General features: G+C 56.9%; 25 protein-coding genes. 17 read left to right on the plus strand and 8 right to left on the minus strand.

What is annotated here, in order from left to right; genetic code table 11:
• The 3 genes from BY454_RS16765 to BY454_RS08935 all read left to right on the plus strand — a co-directional run.
• The coding region (locus tag BY454_RS16765) for a hypothetical protein (RefSeq protein ID WP_219820599.1) at positions 1–264 on the plus strand (264 nt) is incomplete at its 5' end.
• A 69-nt stretch (positions 265–333) separates the two neighbouring features.
• Complete coding sequence (locus BY454_RS08930) at positions 334–870, plus strand: hypothetical protein (protein ID WP_258075610.1); 537 nt, start codon at positions 334–336, stop codon at positions 868–870.
• 24 nt (positions 871–894) lie between these two features.
• Positions 895–1,281, plus strand: coding sequence for a RidA family protein (locus BY454_RS08935; RefSeq protein WP_104415373.1), 387 nt, complete (start codon positions 895–897; stop codon positions 1,279–1,281).
• Positions 1,282–1,320: 39 nt separating this feature from the next.
• Here the strand turns inward: BY454_RS08935 and BY454_RS08940 are convergent, their stop codons facing one another.
• Positions 1,321–1,575 (minus strand): Txe/YoeB family addiction module toxin, encoded by a 255-nt coding sequence (locus BY454_RS08940; protein ID WP_104415374.1) that lies wholly within the window; start codon positions 1,573–1,575, stop codon positions 1,321–1,323.
• The gene (locus tag BY454_RS08945) at positions 1,572–1,823 is read right to left on the minus strand and encodes a type II toxin-antitoxin system Phd/YefM family antitoxin (protein ID WP_104415520.1); all 252 of its coding nucleotides are present in this window, start codon (positions 1,821–1,823) and stop codon (positions 1,572–1,574) included. The genes BY454_RS08940 and BY454_RS08945 overlap by 4 nt, the downstream gene beginning before the upstream one ends.
• Before the next feature lie 28 nt (positions 1,824–1,851).
• Between BY454_RS08945 and BY454_RS08950 the strand changes: the two genes are divergently transcribed.
• The 3 genes from BY454_RS08950 (at position 1,852) to BY454_RS08960 (ending at position 4,009) form a co-directional block, all read left to right on the plus strand.
• Positions 1,852–2,556, plus strand: a complete 705-nt coding sequence (locus BY454_RS08950; RefSeq protein WP_104415375.1) for an AMIN-like domain-containing (lipo)protein — start codon at positions 1,852–1,854, stop codon at positions 2,554–2,556.
• Between the two features lie 58 nt (positions 2,557–2,614).
• Positions 2,615–3,619 (plus strand): Acg family FMN-binding oxidoreductase, encoded by a 1,005-nt coding sequence (locus tag BY454_RS08955; RefSeq protein WP_104415376.1) that lies wholly within the window; start codon positions 2,615–2,617, stop codon positions 3,617–3,619.
• 111 nt (positions 3,620–3,730) lie between these two features.
• Positions 3,731–4,009, plus strand: coding sequence for a YebG family protein (locus BY454_RS08960; protein WP_104415377.1), 279 nt, complete (start codon positions 3,731–3,733; stop codon positions 4,007–4,009).
• A 30-nt stretch (positions 4,010–4,039) separates the two neighbouring features.
• Here the strand turns inward: BY454_RS08960 and BY454_RS08965 are convergent, their stop codons facing one another.
• Complete coding sequence (locus tag BY454_RS08965) at positions 4,040–4,540, minus strand: lactoylglutathione lyase family protein (RefSeq protein WP_104415378.1); 501 nt, start codon at positions 4,538–4,540, stop codon at positions 4,040–4,042.
• A 92-nt stretch (positions 4,541–4,632) separates the two neighbouring features.
• Between BY454_RS08965 and BY454_RS08970 the strand changes: the two genes are divergently transcribed.
• From BY454_RS08970 to BY454_RS08995, 6 genes are all read left to right on the plus strand, one after another.
• Positions 4,633–5,502, plus strand: a complete 870-nt coding sequence (locus BY454_RS08970; RefSeq protein ID WP_104415379.1) for a LysR family transcriptional regulator — start codon at positions 4,633–4,635, stop codon at positions 5,500–5,502.
• A 42-nt stretch (positions 5,503–5,544) separates the two neighbouring features.
• Positions 5,545–6,006: a hypothetical protein gene (locus tag BY454_RS08975; RefSeq protein ID WP_104415380.1), complete on the plus strand. Its 462-nt coding sequence runs from the start codon at positions 5,545–5,547 to the stop codon at positions 6,004–6,006.
• 7 nt (positions 6,007–6,013) lie between these two features.
• Positions 6,014–6,415, plus strand: a complete 402-nt coding sequence (locus BY454_RS08980; protein ID WP_104415381.1) for a hypothetical protein — start codon at positions 6,014–6,016, stop codon at positions 6,413–6,415.
• Positions 6,416–6,433: 18 nt separating this feature from the next.
• Complete coding sequence (locus BY454_RS08985) at positions 6,434–6,955, plus strand: GrpB family protein (protein WP_104415382.1); 522 nt, start codon at positions 6,434–6,436, stop codon at positions 6,953–6,955.
• Between the two features lie 149 nt (positions 6,956–7,104).
• On the plus strand, positions 7,105–8,409 hold the full coding sequence (locus BY454_RS08990; protein WP_104415383.1) for an MFS transporter: 1,305 nt from the start codon (positions 7,105–7,107) through the stop codon (positions 8,407–8,409).
• Positions 8,410–8,523: 114 nt separating this feature from the next.
• A complete protein-coding gene (locus BY454_RS08995; protein WP_104425553.1) occupies positions 8,524–9,576 on the plus strand; it encodes an NAD(P)-dependent alcohol dehydrogenase in 1,053 nt (350 codons plus the stop codon).
• Between the two features lie 62 nt (positions 9,577–9,638).
• Here BY454_RS08995 and BY454_RS09000 read toward each other — a convergent pair whose 3' ends face one another.
• The 3 genes from BY454_RS09000 to BY454_RS09010 are packed head-to-tail and all read right to left on the minus strand — an operon-like array spanning position 9,639 to position 11,940.
• Positions 9,639–10,298, minus strand: a complete 660-nt coding sequence (locus BY454_RS09000) for an anthranilate synthase component II (protein WP_104415385.1) — start codon at positions 10,296–10,298, stop codon at positions 9,639–9,641.
• On the minus strand, positions 10,295–11,686 hold the full coding sequence (locus BY454_RS09005) for an anthranilate synthase component I family protein (protein ID WP_104415386.1): 1,392 nt from the start codon (positions 11,684–11,686) through the stop codon (positions 10,295–10,297). Before BY454_RS09005 ends, BY454_RS09000 begins: the two co-directional genes overlap by 4 nt.
• Positions 11,683–11,940: a Trp family transcriptional regulator gene (locus BY454_RS09010; RefSeq protein ID WP_104415387.1), complete on the minus strand. Its 258-nt coding sequence runs from the start codon at positions 11,938–11,940 to the stop codon at positions 11,683–11,685. Before BY454_RS09010 ends, BY454_RS09005 begins: the two co-directional genes overlap by 4 nt.
• A gap of 334 nt (positions 11,941–12,274) precedes the next feature.
• Here BY454_RS09010 and pta point away from each other — a divergent pair, with 334 nt between their 5' ends.
• The 5 genes from pta to BY454_RS09035 all read left to right on the plus strand — a co-directional run bounded on the left by pta (position 12,275) and on the right by BY454_RS09035 (position 17,565).
• Positions 12,275–13,270, plus strand: coding sequence for a phosphate acetyltransferase (pta, locus tag BY454_RS09015; protein ID WP_104415388.1), 996 nt, complete (start codon positions 12,275–12,277; stop codon positions 13,268–13,270).
• A 42-nt stretch (positions 13,271–13,312) separates the two neighbouring features.
• Positions 13,313–14,512, plus strand: coding sequence for an acetate/propionate family kinase (locus BY454_RS09020; protein ID WP_104425554.1), 1,200 nt, complete (start codon positions 13,313–13,315; stop codon positions 14,510–14,512).
• A gap of 143 nt (positions 14,513–14,655) precedes the next feature.
• Complete coding sequence (locus tag BY454_RS09025) at positions 14,656–14,865, plus strand: acetyltransferase (RefSeq protein WP_104415390.1); 210 nt, start codon at positions 14,656–14,658, stop codon at positions 14,863–14,865.
• Positions 14,866–14,908: 43 nt separating this feature from the next.
• On the plus strand, positions 14,909–15,511 hold the full coding sequence (locus BY454_RS09030) for a biliverdin-producing heme oxygenase (protein ID WP_181049640.1): 603 nt from the start codon (positions 14,909–14,911) through the stop codon (positions 15,509–15,511).
• The gene (locus BY454_RS09035) at positions 15,508–17,565 is read left to right on the plus strand and encodes a bifunctional diguanylate cyclase/phosphodiesterase (RefSeq protein WP_104415392.1); all 2,058 of its coding nucleotides are present in this window, start codon (positions 15,508–15,510) and stop codon (positions 17,563–17,565) included. The genes BY454_RS09030 and BY454_RS09035 overlap by 4 nt, the downstream gene beginning before the upstream one ends.
• A gap of 19 nt (positions 17,566–17,584) precedes the next feature.
• Here the strand turns inward: BY454_RS09035 and BY454_RS09040 are convergent, their stop codons facing one another.
• On the minus strand, positions 17,585–18,685 hold the full coding sequence (locus tag BY454_RS09040) for a histone deacetylase family protein (RefSeq protein WP_219820600.1): 1,101 nt from the start codon (positions 18,683–18,685) through the stop codon (positions 17,585–17,587).
• A 151-nt stretch (positions 18,686–18,836) separates the two neighbouring features.
• Positions 18,837–20,114, minus strand: coding sequence for an NAD(P)/FAD-dependent oxidoreductase (locus BY454_RS09045; protein ID WP_104415393.1), 1,278 nt, complete (start codon positions 20,112–20,114; stop codon positions 18,837–18,839).
• Between the last annotated feature and the right edge of the window lie 285 nt (positions 20,115–20,399).

The following is a 20,399-nucleotide window of genomic DNA, read 5'->3' on the forward strand; positions in this document are numbered from 1 at the left end:
CGCTGGAGGTCTTTATGGATCTCATCAAGCGAACACAGGATGCACCGCCAGGTGTTCATTAACCCGGCTGTTGCACTTGGAGTTGGAGACCGCCCAGTATGCACTACTGATAATTTGGTAGTGTCCTTCTATACTGCTCAAAAAAGATCCCCAGACGCCAAGACACTTGATGAAATAAAGAGGGTCGTTGAGGGAATGGTTAGAGATTGGTATAAGGAAGATGTTGAAGTGTTGAAAATAGCCGAAAAAAGAGCTCATCAATAATTTTAGTCACGTCACAAATTTTGACCGTGAATTTGGGTGATAACCGTAGCACCCTAAGAGGAGAGCGTTGTGGATGCGTATAAATTTTTAATGACACTAGTTGCGCTCTTCAGTATTTTATTCAATATCTACCAGTTTCTATTAAAGAGGCCAAAATTTAAGTTCCGAATGGCCTATGGACTTGAGCCTAACGATGATGGTGTCGGTACCTTTCTTTGTGCACGATTATTCGTATCTAATATTGGAGGTGAGGCTGCAGTTTATAATGGTCTTGAAGGTGTCGATGATAAAGGAGACGTCTTTTATCCATCATGCAGTATATCCGTTGGATCAAGAATTGAACCAAATTCGTCAGTAGTTGGCTATATTACCAATGGTCACCTGCTAACACATCGGATATCATCATTATTTGTAGTCGATGGTGTTTTCAGGAAACACAGGATTCCAGCGGACGTTCTCATAAAATTACTTAGAGAGCTTGAAGAAGAGAAGGTCCGTCTTCAAAAGTTAGGATGCAGAGTGCATCCCCCGAACGTATTTGAAAGGCACAACAATGCGACGTCGGAACCTGGAAATCTATCTCATAGGGCTACGTCAACTCTGTAATCGTTAAGCCTAGAGGAACAAGCAATGAGAAAACTAATAACCTCAGGTTCCCCCCTCGAAGCCCCCATCGGCTTCTCCCGCGCATGCCGAGTCGGAAACATGATCTCCGTCTCCGGTACCGCCCCCATCAAAGACGGTAAAACCACCTGCGTGGGAGACGTGTACGGTCAAACCCGCTATTGCCTGGAGCTGTCGCTCCAGGCCATTCGTGAAGCGGGCGGCAGCCCGGCGGATATCATCCGTACTCGCATCATGCTCACGGATATTTCCTGCTGGGAGGAGGCGGCCAGAGCCCATGGGGAGCTGTTTTCCGAGATAAGGCCGGCCTGCACGTTTGTTGAAGTCAGCCGCTTTATTGATCCGGAATGGCTGGTTGAGACAGAGGTGGACTGTGTGCTGGAGGCTGTGTAGCTAAGCTTCCATGCTGTTTCTTACTACCTGAGCGCTCAATCAGTAGTGATACCGAAGCTGGGCGATAAGCAAGGCGTCGTCCGTGACCTTGTAAACCATTCGGTGTTCTTCGTTGATTCGCCGAGACCAATAACCGGCCAGGCTGTGTTTGAGGGGCTCTGGTTTTCCGACACCTTCAAACGGCTCTCGCGTCGTTTCCTTAATCAGTTTGTTTAACCGGCTAAGGGTCTTTTTGTCGGTTTTCTGCCAGTACAGATAGTCTTCCCAGGCGTTCTCGGAGAAGATCAGTTTCATTCAAGAAGTTCCTTTTCTTGACCATGGCCTTGCTCGAGCTCCGCCACGGATTCCATTAAACGGCGGGCATTCTTGGGGGCGCGGAGGAGGTAGGCGGTTTCTTGCAACGCCTCGTAGTCCTCAAGCGAGATCATGACCACGGACTGGGACTTGCTTCGGGTGATGATCACGGGAGAATGGTCTTCACAGACCTGCTCCATGGTTTTTGCCAGGTTGGTTCTGGCGGCTGTATAACTAATGGCATCCATGATTTTGGACCTGTACAGGATGTTGTTCATGGTCAGAATACCGTACAAACAAAGAATTGACAATCAGCTGTCGAGCTGTCGTCTTTGCGCCTTTTCATCGCTCCGAATCGCGCTTGTTTTCGCTTCCATGCTGTTCCTTGCCGCCTGCACCCAGAACGATTCTTTGTCGGACAGTCCCACGGCCGAGAAAGGCAAAACAGACTCCCCAGCCACGCAAAACGATGCGGCGAACGGGAGAAACGAGTCGCCGCCGGGCGATGACGAGCCAAGCGCCGTTTATCTATCGGAATGGACAGCCGGCATTATCGACCGGCCGCGCACAGATCAGCCCGTTGCGAGGCTCGTTGATGTCCGTACCGGTCTGCACGAAGGCTTCGACCGGGTGGTTTTTGAGTTTGATGAGAGGGTGCCGGGCTATCACGTGGAGTACATCGACCAACCCGTCCGAAAGTGCGGTTCCGGGAAGGTAACCCCCTTGGCCGGGGATGGCTGGCTGGAGGTTCGGATGTACCCGGCAAACGCGCACACCGAGGAGGGGAAGCTCACGGTCGCCAATCGGGAGTGGATGCCAGGGTTGCCGGTGCTCTCCGAGCTGGAGCTGACGTGTGACTTTGAGGCGGTGGTGACATGGGTCATGGGCGTTGAGTCGCCGAATCGCTATCAGGTTCGCGAACTGAGTAACCCCCCGCGCCTCGTTATCGATTTACGCCATGATCGGAATCGCAGCAACTGAGCTAAGCTGTAAACTGGATTGATGGTGTAAGCCGTTGTGCGTAAAAGGAGCAATCACTATGGGTCTCGATAAAACGCCCCCTACCAAAGACCAGATCCGCTCCCTGTTGCGCTACGCCATCCTTGCGCCCTCAAGCCACAACACCCAGCCCTGGCGGTTTGAAATCACCGAGGGCGCCGTCTCCCTGTTTGCCGACCGAACCCGGGCCTTGCCCGCCAACGATCCCAATGACCGGGAGCTGACCATCAGTTGTGGCTGTGCGCTGATGAATTTGCGTGTGGCGGCGGCGCGTGAAGGCTTTGATGTTTCCGTGGATCTGAGCCCGGCCCAGGATGATGGCGACCGGCTGGCGGTGGTCTCTTTTCGGCCGGGTGAGACGTCTGTGCCGGGTGGAGAGGAATGGCTGTCCAAAACAGGGCTGTTTCTGTCGATGGAAACCCGCCGGACGTACCGGAAGCGTTTCGAGCCCCGGGAAGTGCCGACAGTCACCCTCGATGCTCTATTGGCGGCGGCTTCCGAGAGCGGGTGTGAGTTGAAACTGCTGGAGTCCGAAACGCAGCGTCACCAGGTGGCGGAACTGGTTGCCGAGGGCGATGCCATTCAGTGGGCCGACCCCAACTGGCGCCGGGAGCTGGCTAACTGGATGCATTCCCGCAGTCAGGGCGACGGGCTCACGGTGCCCGGGCTGTTGGCACCCGTGGTCCGGGCCGTTGTCCGCATGTTTAATATGGGCAAAAGTGTGGGAGCCAAGGATCATCAACTGGCGGATGAATCACCGGTGCTGGCGGTTGTGGGTACGGAGGGTGATAGCAGGTCAGACTGGTTGGCGGCGGGGCAGGCGTTGCAGAAGGTATTGCTGGTGGCGCATACCCACGGTTTGCAAGCGTCTTACCTGAACCAACCCATCCAGGTGGCATCGTTGCGCCCAAAACTCCAGAAACTGCTGGATCAGGAGACGTTTCCCCAGATTCTGCTCCGACTTGGGTTTCCGGAAGATGACAGTCACGCCGCGCCCCGTCGGCCACTGAGTGACGTGTACATTGTGAAAAAGTCCAATGCCTGAGAGGACAGAATAACGAAGCAGAGCACTGTATAAATATTCAGTATTTGTGATAGGCTGCGCTTTCATTAACGGTGTTACCAACCATCATGACCCCGGAGGCGATGGCATATCATGGGCGTAAAAGCACTCTACTATTCCGAGAGGGACGGACTGGACATGGCACTGAAAAACCCGGACAAAATGTTGTTTGCGTCCAAAGCAGAAGCCGATGCCCGGGACAAGGTTCTGGAACTTTCCGAAGAGATTACCACCTTCCTGCAGCGCAAGGTCGGGGGGCTGTCTGAAGAGTTGGCAGAGCAATGCGCACTAGCCATTGCGGAAGAAAAAGAGTTGTTCACAAAGGCACTGAAAAAGCCGGAACTGCTGAACGAAACTGCCGAGGCCGAGTAATTCCCGGCCCCGGGTGGGGCCCTAAGATGTTCAGTAGGCGCCCTCGCTGTAAATCAGCTCGTAGCTGTGGCTGTAGATTTCCAGAATGTTACCGAACGGGTCTTCCATGTAGATCATCCGGTACGGCTTTTCGCCCGGGTAGTAATAGCGCGGTTTGGCCATGCGTCGTTTACCTCCGGCGGCTTCAATCCGTTCCGCCAGTGCTTCCACATTCGGGTCCTGCACGCAGAAGTGGAACACGCCGGTTTTCCAGTACTCGAAGTTGTCTTCCGGATTGGTCTGGTTCTTGAACTGGAACAGTTCCACGCCAATCCGGTCGCCGGTGGACAAGTGGGCAATGCGGAAGCTGCCCCAGCCTGCGCCAAAGACGTCGGTGCACATCTCGCCGATGGCGCTGTCGTCTTCTCTGATCTCGGTGGGCGTCATGATCAGGTACCAGCCCAGCACATCGGTGTAAAACTGAACGGCTTTTTCGAGATCGGGCACGGAAATGCCAATGTGTGAAAAGTTTCTCGGGTAGACGTTACTCATTGCTGTTCTCCTCGTTAAAGACAGAAACAGCGTACAAAGCCGCTATAATTACGTGAAATTATCTTTTGTCATTCAAATGATTGCGGGGCGTGATGATTAACGTTGTCTGGTTACGCACGTTTTGCACGCTGGTGGAGGTGGGCCATTTCACGCACACGGCGGAGCGTTTGCATATGACCCAGCCGGGCGTGAGCCAGCATGTGCACAAGCTGGAGGCGCAGCTGGGTGTGGATTTGCTGGTTCGTGAGGGCAAGCGGTTTTCACTGTCGGAGGCGGGCGAGCGCCTGTACGACCATGGGCAGGCGATTCTGGGCTCGTTGTCGAACCTGGAACAGGTGGTGAGCGATGACCCGCCGTACACCGGCACTGTGCGGGTCATGTCGCCGGGCAGTGTCGGGCTGAAACTGTATCCACAGTTGCTGGCGTTGCAGAGCGAGCATCCCGGGCTGGTGATGGATTATCGCTTTGCGCCCAATGCGGATGTGGAGGCGGCTGTTGCCAGGCAGGCGGCGGACATTGGGTTGATGACGTCGAAGCCGGTCAGCGCCGAGGTTGTCAGCCAGCCCATTGCGTGGGAATCGCTGTTGCTGGTAACGCCTGCGTCTGTCACCGATCCCAACTGGGAAGCACTCATGGCTTTGGGCTTTATTGATCACCCGGACGGCAGTCATCACGCTGATCTGCTGCTGGGCGCCAATTACCCGGAGTTTCAGCACAGCCAGCTGTTTCCGAAAAAGGGGTTTTCAAACCAGATCGGGTTGATTCTGGAGCCGGTCAGCCTAGGGCTGGGGTTTACCGTGTTGCCCGCCCATGCCGTGGAAGCTTTCCCAAAGCCAGAAGCCATTTGCGCGTATCCGCTTGACCATCCGGTGAGTGAAACCCTGTACCTATGCACCCGGCGCGACAAGCCCTTGCCCAAAAGAGTGGAAATGGTGATCGCCCGGATGCCGCGATGGCTTTAAACTGTCGGCACGCGCCTGACACTGATCAACCATAGGATCTGTATGAAAAAATCCATCGCCCTGGCCACACTGATTCTTCTGCTGTTCACCGGCATCGTGTTCCAGTACTACATCACCGCTCTTCCGGATCTTGAACAGCCTATTACCCTCCGCGAGGCTAACATCACCACCGAGGCAGGCTCGGTGTCGGTCACGTTTGTGGATAACGCGGGCGATCCGTTCACGTTTGGCTTCCGCGCCAGTGATGACTTTGAACCGGAGGTGTATCCGGCGTTCTACATGCGCAATCCTGAGCTGGTGCCCTACATGTACTGGCTGAATATTGGCGGGCCGGATGAACGTGCGTTGTTACGTGTGGTTGAGGGCTGGCTGCAGCGTAATGTGCCACCGGAGCTGATGGAGCGCCTGGAGCAGGGTCTGGCGGAAGACTTGTCTGCTGATGAACAGAAAATGGCGGCGGTGTACGAGGTCTACTCGCTGCTGCGAGAGCGTCATCAGGGCTGAGACAACCATGGCCATCTCACTTGCCCTCAAAGCAATCGCTATCTGGATCGCGATCCTGATGCTGGCCATGGCCAACGGCTTTCTGCGTGAGTTTGTCCTCATGCCCAGGTTTGGTACCCCCGCCGCATTGGTATTGAGCGGTTTGCTCTTGTCGGCGCTGATTCTGGGGGTGGCCTACCTGTCCCTTCCCTGGGTGAAACCGGAGGCACCCATTCAATACTGGCTGGTGGGCTTTGGCTGGCTGGCGCTGACCCTGGTGTTCGAGTTCTCCTTCGGGCTGGGGCAGGGCAAGTCCTGGTCGGTGATGCTGGAAGCCTATTCCTTCAAGGGCGGTAACCTCTGGCCCGTGGTGCTTGCGGTTACGGCGTTGGCGCCTTACCTTGCCGCCAAATTGCGAGGCTGGCTGTAAAGAAGGAGCGAGCGATTCATGGAAATCCTGCCGTATGAAATCATAAAAGCCGAGTTCAAACCCTGGACAGAAACCTACCTGGCCGTCGCCCAGGCGCTGATCCGGTTTATTGAAACGGACGAGATCGAGGTGATGCACTTTGGTTCCACCTCGGCGAAGGTCGGTGGCAAGGGCATCATTGATCTGTCGGTACTCTACCCTGAAAGCCAGTTGCAGGCGGCGGTCAAGCACCTGAAAACGCTGGGTTTCCAGGAGCAGGCATCCGCCAAACCCTTCCCGCCGGAACGCCCCCGCAAGGACGGCGCGGTACTGTTCGAAGGCCGGAAGTACCTCATTCACGCCCATGTGATTCAAAAACACTCCGAGGAACACCAACGCCAGCGCGCCTACCGGGATTACCTGCTGGCCAATCCGCAGGTGCGGATGGACTACGAGCGCCAGAAGAAAGCCATTCTGTCTGAAGGTGTGACCGACCAGGAGGCGTATGTGAAGCGCAAGGCGCCATTTGTGAAGGCGGTGCTTAACGACCTTTCAGGATGACTCGGCCAGAAAAGCAGCTTGTTGCCATTGGCTGGGGCCATGATGAGACTGTCCACCTTGAAACCACAGAGGTAGCTGCCACACTCCATCATGCCAGAGTCAGTATTTTTACCGGCTCCAATTTTTAAGGCCAACTTGGCGGAGGTGGCATGAAGGCTCCATCCAGCACTACATTTGCGCTTCTGGGTGCCTTGCTGATTGCCATCAGCTACGGCCTGGCCCGTTTTGCCTTCGGTCTGTTTGTTCCTCCCATCCGTGATGACCTCCAATTGACCCCGTACATGGTGGGTGTCATTGGCGCGCTACCATTGATCAGTTTTGTCTTTGCCACGTTGGTGGCGCCGCTTTCCGCGATTCGCCTGGGTGCGCGTAATACTGCTATGGCCTCCGGTGTATTCGGTGCCGTGGGCCTGGGGTTGATCAGCCAGGCGTCCGGCGTGGTTTCCCTGAGTGTTGGGGTTATTGCCTGCGGTATCTGTACCGGGCTGATGATGCCTGCGTTGACGGCGGCTATGCAGGCATTGGTGGATCGTTCTGTGCACGGCCGCGTCAGCTCGGTAATGAACGCGGGCACCAGTGTTGGCGTGGCGGTTGCCGTGCCGGCAGTCCTGTTTATGGCCGGGCAATGGCGGTGGGCTTATATGGCCTTCGCGGTGCTGGCGGTAATCGGGCTGGTGGCCACCTGGTATTTCATTCCTTCGGTATCCCGGGTGCGGCCAGCGAACGCGGCGCAACCGCCGATCAGTGCCCTGCAGTGGTGGCGGCTTTTCCGGTTGTCGCTGTTTGCCTTCGCCATGGGTTTTGTCTCAGCGGCCTACTGGATCTTTGCGCCGGATCTTGCTTCCACTCTGGGTGCCTTGCCAGCAGGATCCACCGCCTGGTTATGGCTGGGGGTGGGCATTGCCGGTTTGGGTGGCGCCGTAGTGGCGGACCTGGCAGATCGAAACAACCCGCCCATCACCCAGGCACTGATGCTGATGATGCTGGCTTCCAGCCTGGCGTTGCTGGCGGCAAGCCCCGGGCAGATTGTGATAGCCGTGTTTTCTGCGCTGGTATTTGGCCTGGCGTACATGAGTCTGACCGGTCTGTACCTGATGACGGGCATTCGCCTGCTCCCTGGCCGGCTGTCCATGGGGCCGGTGCTGCCCTTCGTGGCGGTGTCTCTCGGCCAGGCAGCTGGGTCCCCGGTTGTCGGTTTGCTGGTGGATGAGCTTGGCTATGCCAATGGTTTCTCCATTTTTGCCGTGCTGGGCATCGTGGTGGCCATGCTATCGCCCCTGTATCCGCGCTATCTGGAGTGGGAGCCTGATGAGGAAGCCGAAGAGGATACCGGCCTCCAGGCAGCCTACGATTACCAGCTCCAGGATGAGGAAGGTGAACCCATTACCGAGTCATCCGAAGAGTGGTCGTATGAGGAAGATGGCTGGGATGTTGGAGAATCGGGCAAGCAATAGACAAAATCCGACAGACCCACAGGCCCTTGCCTTGCGTAGAATGAGTGCCACTGTTGGCGCAAAGGTGATTGCGCCTTCTGTTCACTTATCTCAGCCATTGTGCAAGGAGTATTCATGAAAACGGTTGGTTATGCGGCGTATTCGTCCGATGCGCACATGAAGCCTTTCCACTTCGAGCGTCGTGCCCTGCGCGCGAACGACGTGGCTATCGAAATTCTGTACAGCGGCGTTTGCCACTCCGATCTGCACACGGTCAACGGTGATTGGGGGCCACAGCCCTATCCATTGGTTCCCGGTCACGAAATTGTGGGCCGTGTGACCGATGTGGGCCCGGAAGTGACCCATTACCAAGTGGGCGACAAGGTTGGTGTTGGCTGCATGGTGGACAGCTGCCAGGAGTGCGATCAGTGTCACGACCACGAGGAACAGTACTGTCGTCACGGCATGACCCCCACCTACGGTGCGCCGGACCGAATCGACGGTGAAATTACCCAGGGTGGTTATTCCAAGCACATTGTGGTGCGCGAAGAATTTGTCCTGCGCATTCCCGAAGGTCTGGATATGTCCCGTGCCGCGCCCATCCTGTGTGCCGGTATCACCACCTTCTCACCGCTGCGTACCTGGGACATCGGCAAAGGCAGCCGGGTGGGCGTGATTGGCCTGGGCGGCCTGGGCCATATGGCGGTCAAACTGGCGGTGGCCATGGGTGCGGAAGTGACCGTACTGAGCCGTTCCAAGAAAAAAGAGGAAGAAGCCCGCTCTATCGGAGCTACCGGCGTTCTGGCCTCAACCGATGAAGAGGCGATGACAAACGCGGCCTCTTCCATGGACCTGATCATCGATACCGTGCCGGTTGAGCACGATGTGACGCCCTATACCTCGCTGCTGGACATCAACGGTACCCTGGTGATTGTGGGTCAGGTGGGTCCGATGAAGGAGTTCATGACTGTGCCGATGATCATGGGTCGCCGCCGTATTGCCGGTTCCCTGATCGGTGGCATCAAGCAGACCCAGGAGGTGCTGGATTTTTGTGCCGAGCACGATATCCATCCGATCTGCGAAATCATCCGCCCGGATGAGATCAACAGCGCCTATGACGTGATGAGCAAGGGCGACATTGCCCACCGTTATGTGATGGACATGACGCAGATGTCCGACGACGCGTAAGAGCTGTCATCAATGGATGCCCGCTTCTGAGGGCATCCATTCTCCCCCCTTTTTCTGCGCCCTCACTGAAACAGAAAGTTCGCAATCAACTCTTTGCCACCTTCCGTTGCAAACGATTCCGGATGGAACTGGATGCCGTGAATCGGGTGGTCCTTGTGCTTCACGCCCATGATTTCGAAATCGCCGCCCTGGTGGATGCGCGTGTGGTCGTCGAAGCTGTCCACCGGCGGGTCGCCCACCACGGCAGTCACTTTCAGGCATTCCGGCAGGCTCTCGGCCTCCGCCATCAGGGAGTGGTAGCGCATGATTTCCAGCTGGTCCGGGGTGTTGGCAAACACGCCTTCGCCGGTGTGGCTGATGGGACTGATCTTGCCGTGCATGGGCAGGGTAGCCTTCACCACCTTGCCGCCGAACACATGCACAATGCCCTGCATGCCCAGGCACACGCCCAGTAGGGGAGTGATCGGGCCCAGCTCCCGGATGACCTCGGCGCACACGCCAAAATAGGCCGGATCTTCGGGCGAACCCGGGCCCGGGGAAATGATGATGCGGTCCGGCGCGGCGGCACGGATATCCGATAGGGTTACTTCGTCGTTGCGCTTAACCACGATTTCGAACTGCTCCAGCCGGCCCCGGTGGCGCTCGGTGCTGAGGATTTCACCGATGTACTGGTAGAGGTTGTAGGTGAAGGAGTCGTAGTTGTCGATGATGTAAACCTTCATGCCTCGCCCTCCGCACTGAACTTGTCCAGGACCTTCTTGGTGCCGGCGAACTTGCGCCGGATTTCCTCGTATTCGTCTTCCGGGTTGGAGTCGTAAACGTTGCCGCCGCAGGTTTGCACGTAGGCATCCTCGCCTTTGGCGAATACCGTACGGATGGGAATGGCGAAGGTGCAGTCACCGTTGAACGAGAAGTGGCCGACCGCGCCGCCGTAGGGGCCGCGGCCGTCGCACTCGAGGTCGTCGATGATTTTCATGGCCTCGATCTTGGGCGCACCGGTCAGGGTGCCCGCCGGGAAGTTGCTGGCCAGGGCCGAGAACATGTCGTGATCTTCGGAAATAATGCCGACGATTTCACTGGAAATGTGCTGAACGTGGCTGAACCGCTTGATATCCATCAGGCTGCGCACTTTTACGGTGCCGAAGCGCGCCACCCGGCCGATGTCGTTGCGGTGCAGATCGACAATCATGTTGTGCTCGGCGATCTCTTTCGGGTCGTTCAGCAGGGTGCGGGCGTACTGGGTGTCTTCCACGTCGTTGGCACCCCGCTTGGTGGTGCCGGCCAGTGGGAAGGTTTCCATTTCACCCTGGCGCAGACGGAACAGCAGCTCCGGGCTGGCGCCGATCAGTTTCTGGTCGCCGAACTTCACGTAGTACATCTGCGGGGAGGGGTTCACCTCGCGCAGCTGCTCGTAAAGGTTGATGCTGTCGCCTTCGAGGCGGAAGCGCTTCTTGAAGCCCACCTCGCACTGGAACACCTTGCCGTCGATGATGTCCTGCTTTACTTTCATCACCGCGTCGGCGTGCTCCGCCTTGCTCATGGTCTCGCCATCGGCGGTCACCTTCAGCGGGCCGTTTTCGCTGGCTGGTTCGGCAAGAATATCCTCGATCAGCTGCATACGGCTGTGATCGTAGTGGAAATAGATGACTTCACCGGTCATCTTGTCGAGAATCAGGCCATCCTTGAACACCCCGAACCGGAACACGTCGAACATCTCGCTGTGCTGGAGTTTCAGGCTCGGCTCGAAGTAGTTCATGCAGTCATAGCCGATGTAACCGGTCAGCCCGCCGGCGTACTTCCGGGAGATGATGTCCTGGGGCACGATTTCGCGGAGCAGGTAGTAGGGGTTGTTGCTGGCGTAGCTGTTCACCTCGCCGCTGCGTTCCTGAATGTGCAGCTCGCCCTCGGTGGCCCAGAGGATCTGCTCTGGGTCGAAGCCGATGATGGAGTGGCGGGCCATGTGGCTTTCTTCGCCCAGGGACTCCAGCATGAAGCAGTTGTCGAAGCGTTTCTCGATTTTCTTGAACAGGCCGAAGAAATCGATGTCGGCCGCCAGGGTCACGTAATGTGGCTTGCGCGGCAGGGTGATGCGGGCCGGTTTTTCACTCATTGCGGGCTCTGCTTCTGTTGTTTGTTTCGCAGGGCGCGGGCGCCCCGGGTGACGGTGGCGATACCCACGCCCAGTTCCCGGGCGATTTCCCGTTGGGGCACGCCAGCCTCCAGCCTTCGCAGGATCTGGAGGCGATTGCAGATTTCGGTCAGCTCTGAGGTGGTCAGCAGGTCGCGCAGGGCCGTTTCCAGGGCGCCTTCGGCCTGCATTTCTTCCAGGTGCTCGAGCAATTCGTTCAGGTATTGTGTATTCATGTACTAGTACACTATCACAATTCTGGAAGTCTGCCATCACCTTTGTATGCGGAAAACCCCGATTGACGATTGGCCAAATGTACTACCTATCGCCTGTTGACCGCTCCAGAAAGGGACGTTTATGCTTCTAGTACTTATACCTGTTAGATCTACCATAAGGGATGCACCACTTTGGCACGATCACTAGCCCGGGTAACGGCCTTTTCGGGTTTGTTTGCTTAGGCGGGTCATTGGTCGTCAGTCCTGGCTCTTCGGCCCGGGTGCTCACAAGTCTCCCTATGCCTTGGTCAAAATTTAAAAGTTCACAAATACAAAGTTGAAAAGGGTGAATGACATGGGTTTGATTAAAAGCATCAAAGAAAAAGCGAAGTCGCAGTTGCGGACCATTGTTCTGCCGGAAACTGATGACGAGCGGGTGCTGAAGGCGGCCGAGAAGGTGCTGGCAGAAAAGACCGCCAATGTGGTCCTGATTGGTAGCGCAGACACCATCAAGGCCGACGCCTCTTCCTGCAACGCCAACATTGACGGTGCAACCATTGTCGACCCCAACAACTTTGAGCACCTGGACCGCTACGTTGAAGAGCTGGTTGAGCTGCGCAAGAAAAAGGGCATGACTGTCGAAGAGGCCCGGGAAATCATGACCACCGAGCCGCGTTTCTTCGGCTGCATGATGGTTCGTCTGGGCGATGCCGATGGCCTGGTGGCCGGTTCCAGCGCTCCGACTGCCGACGTGCTGAAAGCCGCGATCCAGGTGGTGAAAACCGCGCCGGGCATCAACACCGTTTCCTCCAGCTTCGTGATGGAAACCGTGGACGGCAAGTTCGGTGATAACGGCCTGATCCTGTTTGCCGACTGCGCGGTTCTGCCGGATCCCAACTCCGAACAGCTGGCGGATATCGCCTGTGCCACCGCCGCCACCGCCAAGAACGTGGTGGGTATCGATCCGAAAGTGGCCATGCTCTCTTTCTCCACCAAGGGCAGCGCCAAGCATCCGCTGGTCGACAAGGTTCAGGAGGCCGTTAGCCTGCTGGAACAGCGTAACGTCGATTTCCCGTTTGATGGCGAGATGCAGGCAGATGCCGCGATTGTGGAAGCCATCGGTGCCAAGAAAGCGCCGGGTTCTGACGTGGCTGGTCACGCCAACGTACTCGTTTTCCCGGATCTGCAAGCCGGCAACATTGGTTACAAGCTGGTTCAGCGCTTCTCTGGCGCCGCTGCCCATGGCCCGATCATCCAGGGTCTGGCCAAGCCGGTGAACGATCTGTCCCGGGGCTGCTCGGTTGATGACATCGCCAACCTGGTTGCCATCACTGCAACCCAGGTCAAGTAATTACGTTAACGACATACTATAAAAATTCAGAGGAAGCAGAATATGTTGGTCTTTATCCTGAATGCGGGCAGTTCCTCGCTGAAGTATCAGCTGATGAACCCGGTGACCGCGGAAACCCTGGCCGCCGGTATCTGTGAGCGGATCGGTATTGACGGTGTTCTGAAGCATGAGTTTGGCGACGACCGTGAATTGAAGATGGACGTCGATATGCCGACTCACAAAGAGGCGATCGAATCTGTACTCAGAACGCTGACCAGCGGCGAAGGCAAGGTCATCAACTCCACAGATGAAATCGATGCTATTGGCCATCGCGCGGTTCATGGTGGGGAGAAGTTCTCCGCTTCGGTCTTGGTAACTGATGAAGTTATCAATGAAATGAAAGACCTGATCCCGCTGGCCCCGCTGCACAACCCGGCCAACATCATGGGTATGGAAATCTGCCGTGAGCTGATGCCGGGCAAGCCGAACGTGGCTGTGTTCGACACCGCGTTCCACCAGACCATGCCGGATTACGCGTACATGTACGCGCTGCCGTATGACCAGTACTCCAAGCACAAGATCCGTAAGTATGGCTTCCACGGCACCTCGCACTTCTTCGTGTCCAACGAAGCTCGGAAGATGCTGGACAAGAAGCACAATACCCGGATCGTGGTTTGTCACCTGGGCAACGGTTCCTCGGTGTCCGCCGTTCAGAATGGTGAGTGTATCGACACCTCCATGGGTCTGACTCCGGTTCAGGGTCTGATGATGGGTACTCGTGCAGGCGATATCGGTGCCGGCGCACTGCAGTACATGATGCGCCAGGAAAACCTGACCATCGACGAAGCGCTGAACATTCTGAACAAGAAATCCGGTATCCAGGGTATTTCCGGCAAACCTTCGGACTTGCGTGAAGTGCTGGATGGCATGCAGAACGGTGACGACCGCTGCCGCCTGGCGGTGGACATGGTGGCTTACAACATCAAGAAATACGTGGGCTCCTACGTAGCGGCACTGGATGGCATCGACGCACTGTGCTTCACCGGCGGTATCGGTGAGAACGCCGCATTGATCCGTGAAAAAGTCTGTGCCGGTTTGGACGCCATGGGCCTGGTGATCGACCCGGTCAAGAACAACAAGCGTTCCAAGGAAGCTCGTGACATTGCCACCAACGGCTCTTCTTCACGCATCTTCGTTATCCCGACCAACGAAGAATTCGTGATCGCAAACGATACCTTCAAGATCGTTTCCGAAATGAAGTAAGCGGTTAAGCGGCTTCGGGGTGGGCTTTGGCCTGCCCTGGGGCTGTCTTCTTCCTCCTCGAAGTACTCTTTTCCCTCCCGTTATGCGCTTTGCCCGGTTCTCTGTTACGTTTGAAGTAACGAATCCGGAAAAGGAGCGTGATTATGTTTGTCGCTGACAAGAGCAACGGACACCTAATTGAGGTGCTGGATACCGCGTCTCTCTTTGACCCCCACGTGGACCGGATTGAAGGCCGCCTGCATTACGGCGAAGAGACCCAGGATGCGGAATTCTACGCCAAGAGCGATCTGGCTTTTCCATCAGGCGAGCCGCTTCCCGCGTGCTGGACAGACCCGCATTACCGGCGTCGGTAGACATGCCGTTAACAGAATTTATTGTTCAAGGAGCTCCCGGGCTGTGAAGTACCTGCCCCTCCTCAAGGAGGCAACCCAGCGCCAGCATCGGCAGCTGGAGGCCTTGCCCGTCATGCGCCAGTTATTGGCGCCGGACTTTTCGATTGATGAATACCGCTCACTCCTGCAATGCCAGTACGGCCTTTATGCACACCTTGAGGGCATGATGGCCCCATTCCTCGGCACCCTTCCCCGGGAAACATTTCATTGGCATTGGTTTACCGCCTCGTCCCGGCTCGCCAGTGACTTACGGGCGATGGGTGATCAGCCTGTTGTGCCGGCATCTTTGTCATTTCCTTTTCAGATGAGTGCTCGGTCACAGGCGCTCGGCTGCTGTTATGTGCTGCTTGGCGCCGGCTTCGGCGCCCGCATGATCGCCCCGAAGCTGGCGCAGAGTCTGGGCCCGGATACCCCTATGAGTTTTTACCAGGATGGCCAGCCGCACCTGAAGCCTCTCTGGCGTCAGTTGGAAAATCTGCTGGATGCTGCTTCTGAAGATGGGGCAATTCAAGAATCCATAAACGCTGCCCGTGACACGTTTGCCCTGTTTTTCCGGGCGTTCCAGGGCTTGTCTCACTCTGAGCACCGAGAGGTTTTACCCCAGTGAGCTCCTCCTCCGCCACTTATGGCCTTAATAACTGTGACAAGGAGCCGATTCATGTGCCCGGTGCCATCCAACCCGATGGTTTGTTGCTGGTGTTGGACCCCGACGAGTTTACGATCATCCAGCTGAGCCGAAACACCGATGTCTGGCTGGGATTGGCGCCGGAGTCGTTGCTGGGCATGGCATTGCCCGAGCTGCTGGGAGAAGGGGTTCTGGTTTTCCTGTTGAAGATATTGACCAACCCATTCAATGATTATCCAACATTGCAGCCTGTCCGGTATCGTGACAAGGCGTTTGTCATGCGCGGGCACCATAACGAAAGCGGTATTCTGGTGGAAATGGAGCCGCTTCCCCACGATGATCAACTTCTAACCTACCGACTGTTCAGCCAACTGAGCAACTTTTTCCACGATCTGGAGCGGGTCGGCGATCCAGACCGGCTGCTGGAACTGACTGCTCGACAGGTTCGTGAGGTAACTGGGCACGAGAGTGTCATGGTGTATCGGTTTGATGCCGAGTGGAACGGCCAGATCATCATCGAAGACAGGGCCGACGGTGAACAGCGGTTTCTGGGGCAGCACTTCCCGGCCAGTGACATTCCCGCGCAAGCGCGGCGGCTGTATCAGATCAACCGCATTCGCCGAATCAGCAATGTGCATTACACGCCGGTTCCACTGCTGCCCGTTGAGAATCCCCGGACCGGCGAGCTGGATATGACCTACACCCAGTTACGCAGTGTTTCCCCTATTCACCGGGAATACATGCGCAACATGGGCACGGTATCGTCACTGACCATGTCATTGATGCCGGAGGGGCGCCTGTGGGGCATGATTGTCTGCCATGGCGACAAGCCAAACTACCTGAGTCAGCCAATACGCACGTTTTGCAAGATGGTGTCCCAGGTGGTCAGTGAAAACCTGCAGTTGGCACTGAACCGAGAATTTGATCACCGGATGTCACGGCTCGGGCGGGCGATCGACCGGTTCAACGCACCGTTTCAGGCGACACTGGATCTGGAGACGGGGCTGGCGGGCTTGCAGGAGTTACTGCCAGCTTTTGAGAGTGACGCCGTCTTTCTGCGACTGGACGGCCTGTGCTATCACTTTGGTCGTGATCTGGATTTGGACCGGCTTCTGGCTCTGCGTGAGGCTATTCGCAAAAAGGGCCGTTCCGGAATGGCCAGTTCCGAATGCGTCCCGGATGCGCTACGCCACAGTATGGAGTGGGTGTGTGGTTACCTGTTTGTTCCCTTGTCCCATGCGAGTGACGAGTACCTGATATTCCTGCGCAGCGAGCGGCCCAGGGAAATCAGTTGGGCTGGTGAACCCGACAAGACGATAATGCAAACCGGACAGGTCGGCGAAGCCCGGATTTCCCCCAGGCAATCGTTCCAGGCCTGGACCCAAAAGATCCGTGGCCAGAGCTTGCCGTGGGAGCGTCACCATCGCGCCGGCGCCAGCCGGTTGCGCCGGGCAATTAATCTGCGCATGGCCAGCGAGATGTCCCGACTGCGTCAGCACGACGCCAAAATGGCCCACCTGGCCACCCACGATGCCCTCACCGGACTGCCTAACCGTCTACTGGTGGACGACCGGCTGGAGCGAGCTCTGTCCCGTGCCCGCCGTGAACGTAGTGGCGGCGCGGTGCTGTTTCTTGATTTGAATGGTTTCAAACCGATCAATGACCAGTACGGTCACGATACGGGTGATGCTGTACTGCAACAGGTGGCTGAGCGCTTGGAGAGTATTGTTCGTGACTCGGACACCTTTGCCCGCTTTGGCGGCGATGAATTCGTGTTTGTGATTACCGGCTATCTGTCCATGTCTACCGCCCGCGTCGGCGCGGAGGCCATGGCCAGTAAGTTGCTGGCGGCATTGGAGCAGCCCTTTAAGGTGGAGCAGGAGCAACTTTACGTGGGTGCAAGCATTGGCATTGCGCTCTATCCGTTCGACAGTGAAGATCCGGAGCAACTGATCAAACTTGCTGACCAGGCCATGTATACCGTGAAGGAGACGGGTCGCAGTCATTACCACTTTGTGGCTGATGTGTGTTCCTGAAACCCTGCAACGAGTGATTCTATGGCCCGGCGTCAAACGCGCCTTGGTGAAAGGCGATGGCGGCATCCACTTCTTCAACACCGCAGGCCTTTGGCTCGCCGGGCGTTTCGCCGGCGAGGACTTTTAATACCGAATGCACGCCCCGGGACAGGGATTCCGTGTTGTAGCCCCCTTCCAGAATCATGGCCAGTCGGCCATCGCAGTGCTTGTCGGCAATGTCCTGGATGATGCCAGTCATGCTGGCGAACCCGTCGTAAGAAACGTTCAGGGCCAGGTCGAACCAGTGTGCGTCAAAACCGGCTGATACCAGCACCAGGTCCGGTTCAAAGTAATCGGCCGCGGGCACCAGAATTTCCCGGAGAGCCTTCAGGTAAGCGGTATCGCCGGCACCGCCAGGCATGGGCACATTCACGGTAGTACCTTCGCCGCGCCCGGCGCCAACGTCGGCTAGCGCACCGGTGCCGGGGTAAAAGGGCGCTGCCCGGTGAAGGTCGAAGAACAGCACACTGGGGTCGGCCCAGAAGATATCCTGGGTACCATTGCCGTGGTGGGCATCCCAGTCGACGATCAGAACCCTTTTGCAGCCTAATGCATCCTGAGCATGGGCCGCCGCTACCGCCACGTTATTGAACAGGCAGAAACCTCGGGCGCGCACCGGCTCCGCATGGTGGCCCGGTGGGCGGATCACTGCGAACGTGCTTTTGGCCCGCCCTGACACCACCGCTTCCACGGCGGCGATTGCCGTGCCGGCTGCCACTTCGGCCGCCTGGACACTACCGGGAGAGACGGCGGTGGTGTCTACATCCAGCCAGGCGCTTTGGTTGCGCAATGAGAAAATGTCGTCAAGGAAGGATCGGGTGTGGACCCGGGATAGTTGATCAAGCGTTGCGGCCATACCGGGCTCAATGCTCACGCCTGGTATGGGCTCCCGGGCCAGCAGCTCCATGATGGCGGTAATCCGGCCGGGGTGTTCCGGGTATTTCCAGGGAATGTAGAGTCCTGACAGGATTGAGCGTACGCGCTTGTCCAGCCGGCCCGGCAGGAACTCCGCATTGGTGTCCGGGAAATGAGCCAGCATGCGTTCATCGTAGAAAACGATGACGTCCTGTTGTGCTGTCACGGTTCAGCCCTCCGGGAGGCCTCGGTTTCGAAAACAAAGGTCAGGCCATCCACTTCCCATAATAGCCCATTGCTGCGAACCGCAAGGCCCCAGGGACCTGAAAATTCTTCGGGCCTGGCAAAACCGTTTACGGCTTTACGCACCGCATGGCTCAGTGATGCTTGAGTTTGTCGATGCCCAGGGTCTTCATCACATACCGTTCATAGATCGGGTCGCTGCTGCCGGCACGCACCTTGTGCATGAAATATTTCTCGAAGGCGATTTTGCCGTAGTGCACCCACTTTCCCTTTTTCATCCAGTTCACGTTGCGTGGCGGAATCTGGGGAATGGCCACGAAGGCAATGCCGGTATCGCCCATGTCGGCGAGGCAGACCGCGTTCCAGGTGGCTTCGCTTTCCGGTTCCTTATCATCCAGTACTGCCCGGATGTTATGCGCCGTTGCCGTCACCATACTTTCGATCATGAAGCCTGTCTTGGGTACGCCCACGGCCAATGGTGTCTTGCCGGGAGGGGCGATGGCCACCGCCACGCCGATGCCCCAGATGTCAGGGTAGGTGGGATTGCGCTGATGCTCGTCGATGATGATGAATCCACGCGGATTCACCAGGCCCTCGATGCCCCGGACGGCTTCAATGCCGGTAAAGGCCGGCAGCATCATGGAATAGTCAAAGGGCAGTTCGTGTCTCTTTTTCTCGTTGCCTTCGTCATCCACTTCCACCACATGCATCAGACCGTCCTCGATCTTCTCGACACGGGCATTGCAGATCCAGTTGATGTGGTGCTGGCGCAGTTCCGATTCGAGCATGCTCTTGCTGTCGCCCACACCGCCCAGGCCAAGGTGGCCGATGTAAGGCTCCGGTGTTACAAACGTCATCGGGACTTTGTCGCGAACTTTGCGCTGGCGGAGGTCCCGGTCCATCACGAAGGCATACTCATAGGCCGGCCCAAAACAGGACGCCCCCTGCACCGCGCCAACCACCACCGGGCCGGGATTCTCAACAAATGACTGCCAGCGATTGCGGGCCTTGTCGGCGTGGTCTACGTGGCAGATGGACTGGGTAAATCCCCCGTCCGGCCCGAGGCCCTCCACTTCATCGAACGCCAGCCGTGGCCCGGTGGCGAGGATCAGGTGGTCGTATTCGACGCTGGAGTCGTCCGCCAGAATCACCTTGTGGCCGTCTGGGTCCACCCGTGTGACTGTGTCGACGATCAGCTCCACGTTGCGTTTGGCGAGCACGCCGGCCAGGGGAATCTTGATGTCTTCAGGCTGGCGCCAGTCCACCGCCACCCAGGGGTTGGAGGGCACAAAGTGGAAGTAGTCCTTGTCGGAGATCATCACGATGCGATCGGTTTTTCGGGCCAGTTCGCGCATCTCGAACGCCATGGGCATGCCGCCCAGGCCAGCACCCACAATCACGATAGTGGCCATCAGTCGCTCCTATTTTTGTTATGACATGTATGAATAACTTTAGATCATAATGTAAGGGTGCGCTACTTGATGGAATCGTCACCGATAACTCGCATGAAGGCCAGTTCGTGACAGATTATGAGGTCGCTGCCGATCGCTTTCTTCACCCTTTTTCATTTTAGTTGGTTTGAAACCAATCATTCTTTTCTGTAACCTTTTTATTAATTGAACGTTCAATTAATAAAAGATGGCTCGGCCTATAGCTTACTGAAGGGTCGGGAAATAACGGATTTTTCAGAGAGTTGC

Origin of the sequence: Marinobacter persicus (genome assembly GCF_002934325.1) — a bacterium.
Taxonomy (GTDB): Bacteria; Pseudomonadota; Gammaproteobacteria; order Pseudomonadales; family Oleiphilaceae; genus Marinobacter; species Marinobacter persicus_A.

Coding starts and splice junctions, on each gene's coding strand:
- BY454_RS08985 (WP_104415382.1), top strand. CDS start 6,434: ATGGAAATCCTGCCGTATGAAATCATAAAAGCCGAGTTCAAACCCTGG.
- BY454_RS09005 (WP_104415386.1), bottom strand. CDS start 11,686: ATGAGTGAAAAACCGGCCCGCATCACCCTGCCGCGCAAGCCACATTAC.
- BY454_RS09020 (WP_104425554.1), top strand. CDS start 13,313: ATGTTGGTCTTTATCCTGAATGCGGGCAGTTCCTCGCTGAAGTATCAG.
- BY454_RS09045 (WP_104415393.1), bottom strand. CDS start 20,114: ATGGCCACTATCGTGATTGTGGGTGCTGGCCTGGGCGGCATGCCCATG.
- BY454_RS08965 (WP_104415378.1), bottom strand. CDS start 4,540: ATGAGTAACGTCTACCCGAGAAACTTTTCACACATTGGCATTTCCGTG.
- BY454_RS09000 (WP_104415385.1), bottom strand. CDS start 10,298: ATGAAGGTTTACATCATCGACAACTACGACTCCTTCACCTACAACCTC.
- BY454_RS09025 (WP_104415390.1), top strand. CDS start 14,656: ATGTTTGTCGCTGACAAGAGCAACGGACACCTAATTGAGGTGCTGGAT.
- BY454_RS08940 (WP_104415374.1), bottom strand. CDS start 1,575: ATGAAACTGATCTTCTCCGAGAACGCCTGGGAAGACTATCTGTACTGG.
- BY454_RS08955 (WP_104415376.1), top strand. CDS start 2,615: ATGGGTCTCGATAAAACGCCCCCTACCAAAGACCAGATCCGCTCCCTG.
- BY454_RS09010 (WP_104415387.1), bottom strand. CDS start 11,940: ATGAATACACAATACCTGAACGAATTGCTCGAGCACCTGGAAGAAATG.
- BY454_RS08945 (WP_104415520.1), bottom strand. CDS start 1,823: ATGGATGCCATTAGTTATACAGCCGCCAGAACCAACCTGGCAAAAACC.
- BY454_RS08970 (WP_104415379.1), top strand. CDS start 4,633: ATGATTAACGTTGTCTGGTTACGCACGTTTTGCACGCTGGTGGAGGTG.
- pta (WP_104415388.1), top strand. CDS start 12,275: ATGGGTTTGATTAAAAGCATCAAAGAAAAAGCGAAGTCGCAGTTGCGG.
- BY454_RS08995 (WP_104425553.1), top strand. CDS start 8,524: ATGAAAACGGTTGGTTATGCGGCGTATTCGTCCGATGCGCACATGAAG.
- BY454_RS08950 (WP_104415375.1), top strand. CDS start 1,852: ATGGTCAGAATACCGTACAAACAAAGAATTGACAATCAGCTGTCGAGC.
- BY454_RS08975 (WP_104415380.1), top strand. CDS start 5,545: ATGAAAAAATCCATCGCCCTGGCCACACTGATTCTTCTGCTGTTCACC.
- BY454_RS08980 (WP_104415381.1), top strand. CDS start 6,014: ATGGCCATCTCACTTGCCCTCAAAGCAATCGCTATCTGGATCGCGATC.
- BY454_RS08960 (WP_104415377.1), top strand. CDS start 3,731: ATGGGCGTAAAAGCACTCTACTATTCCGAGAGGGACGGACTGGACATG.
- BY454_RS08935 (WP_104415373.1), top strand. CDS start 895: ATGAGAAAACTAATAACCTCAGGTTCCCCCCTCGAAGCCCCCATCGGC.
- BY454_RS08990 (WP_104415383.1), top strand. CDS start 7,105: ATGAAGGCTCCATCCAGCACTACATTTGCGCTTCTGGGTGCCTTGCTG.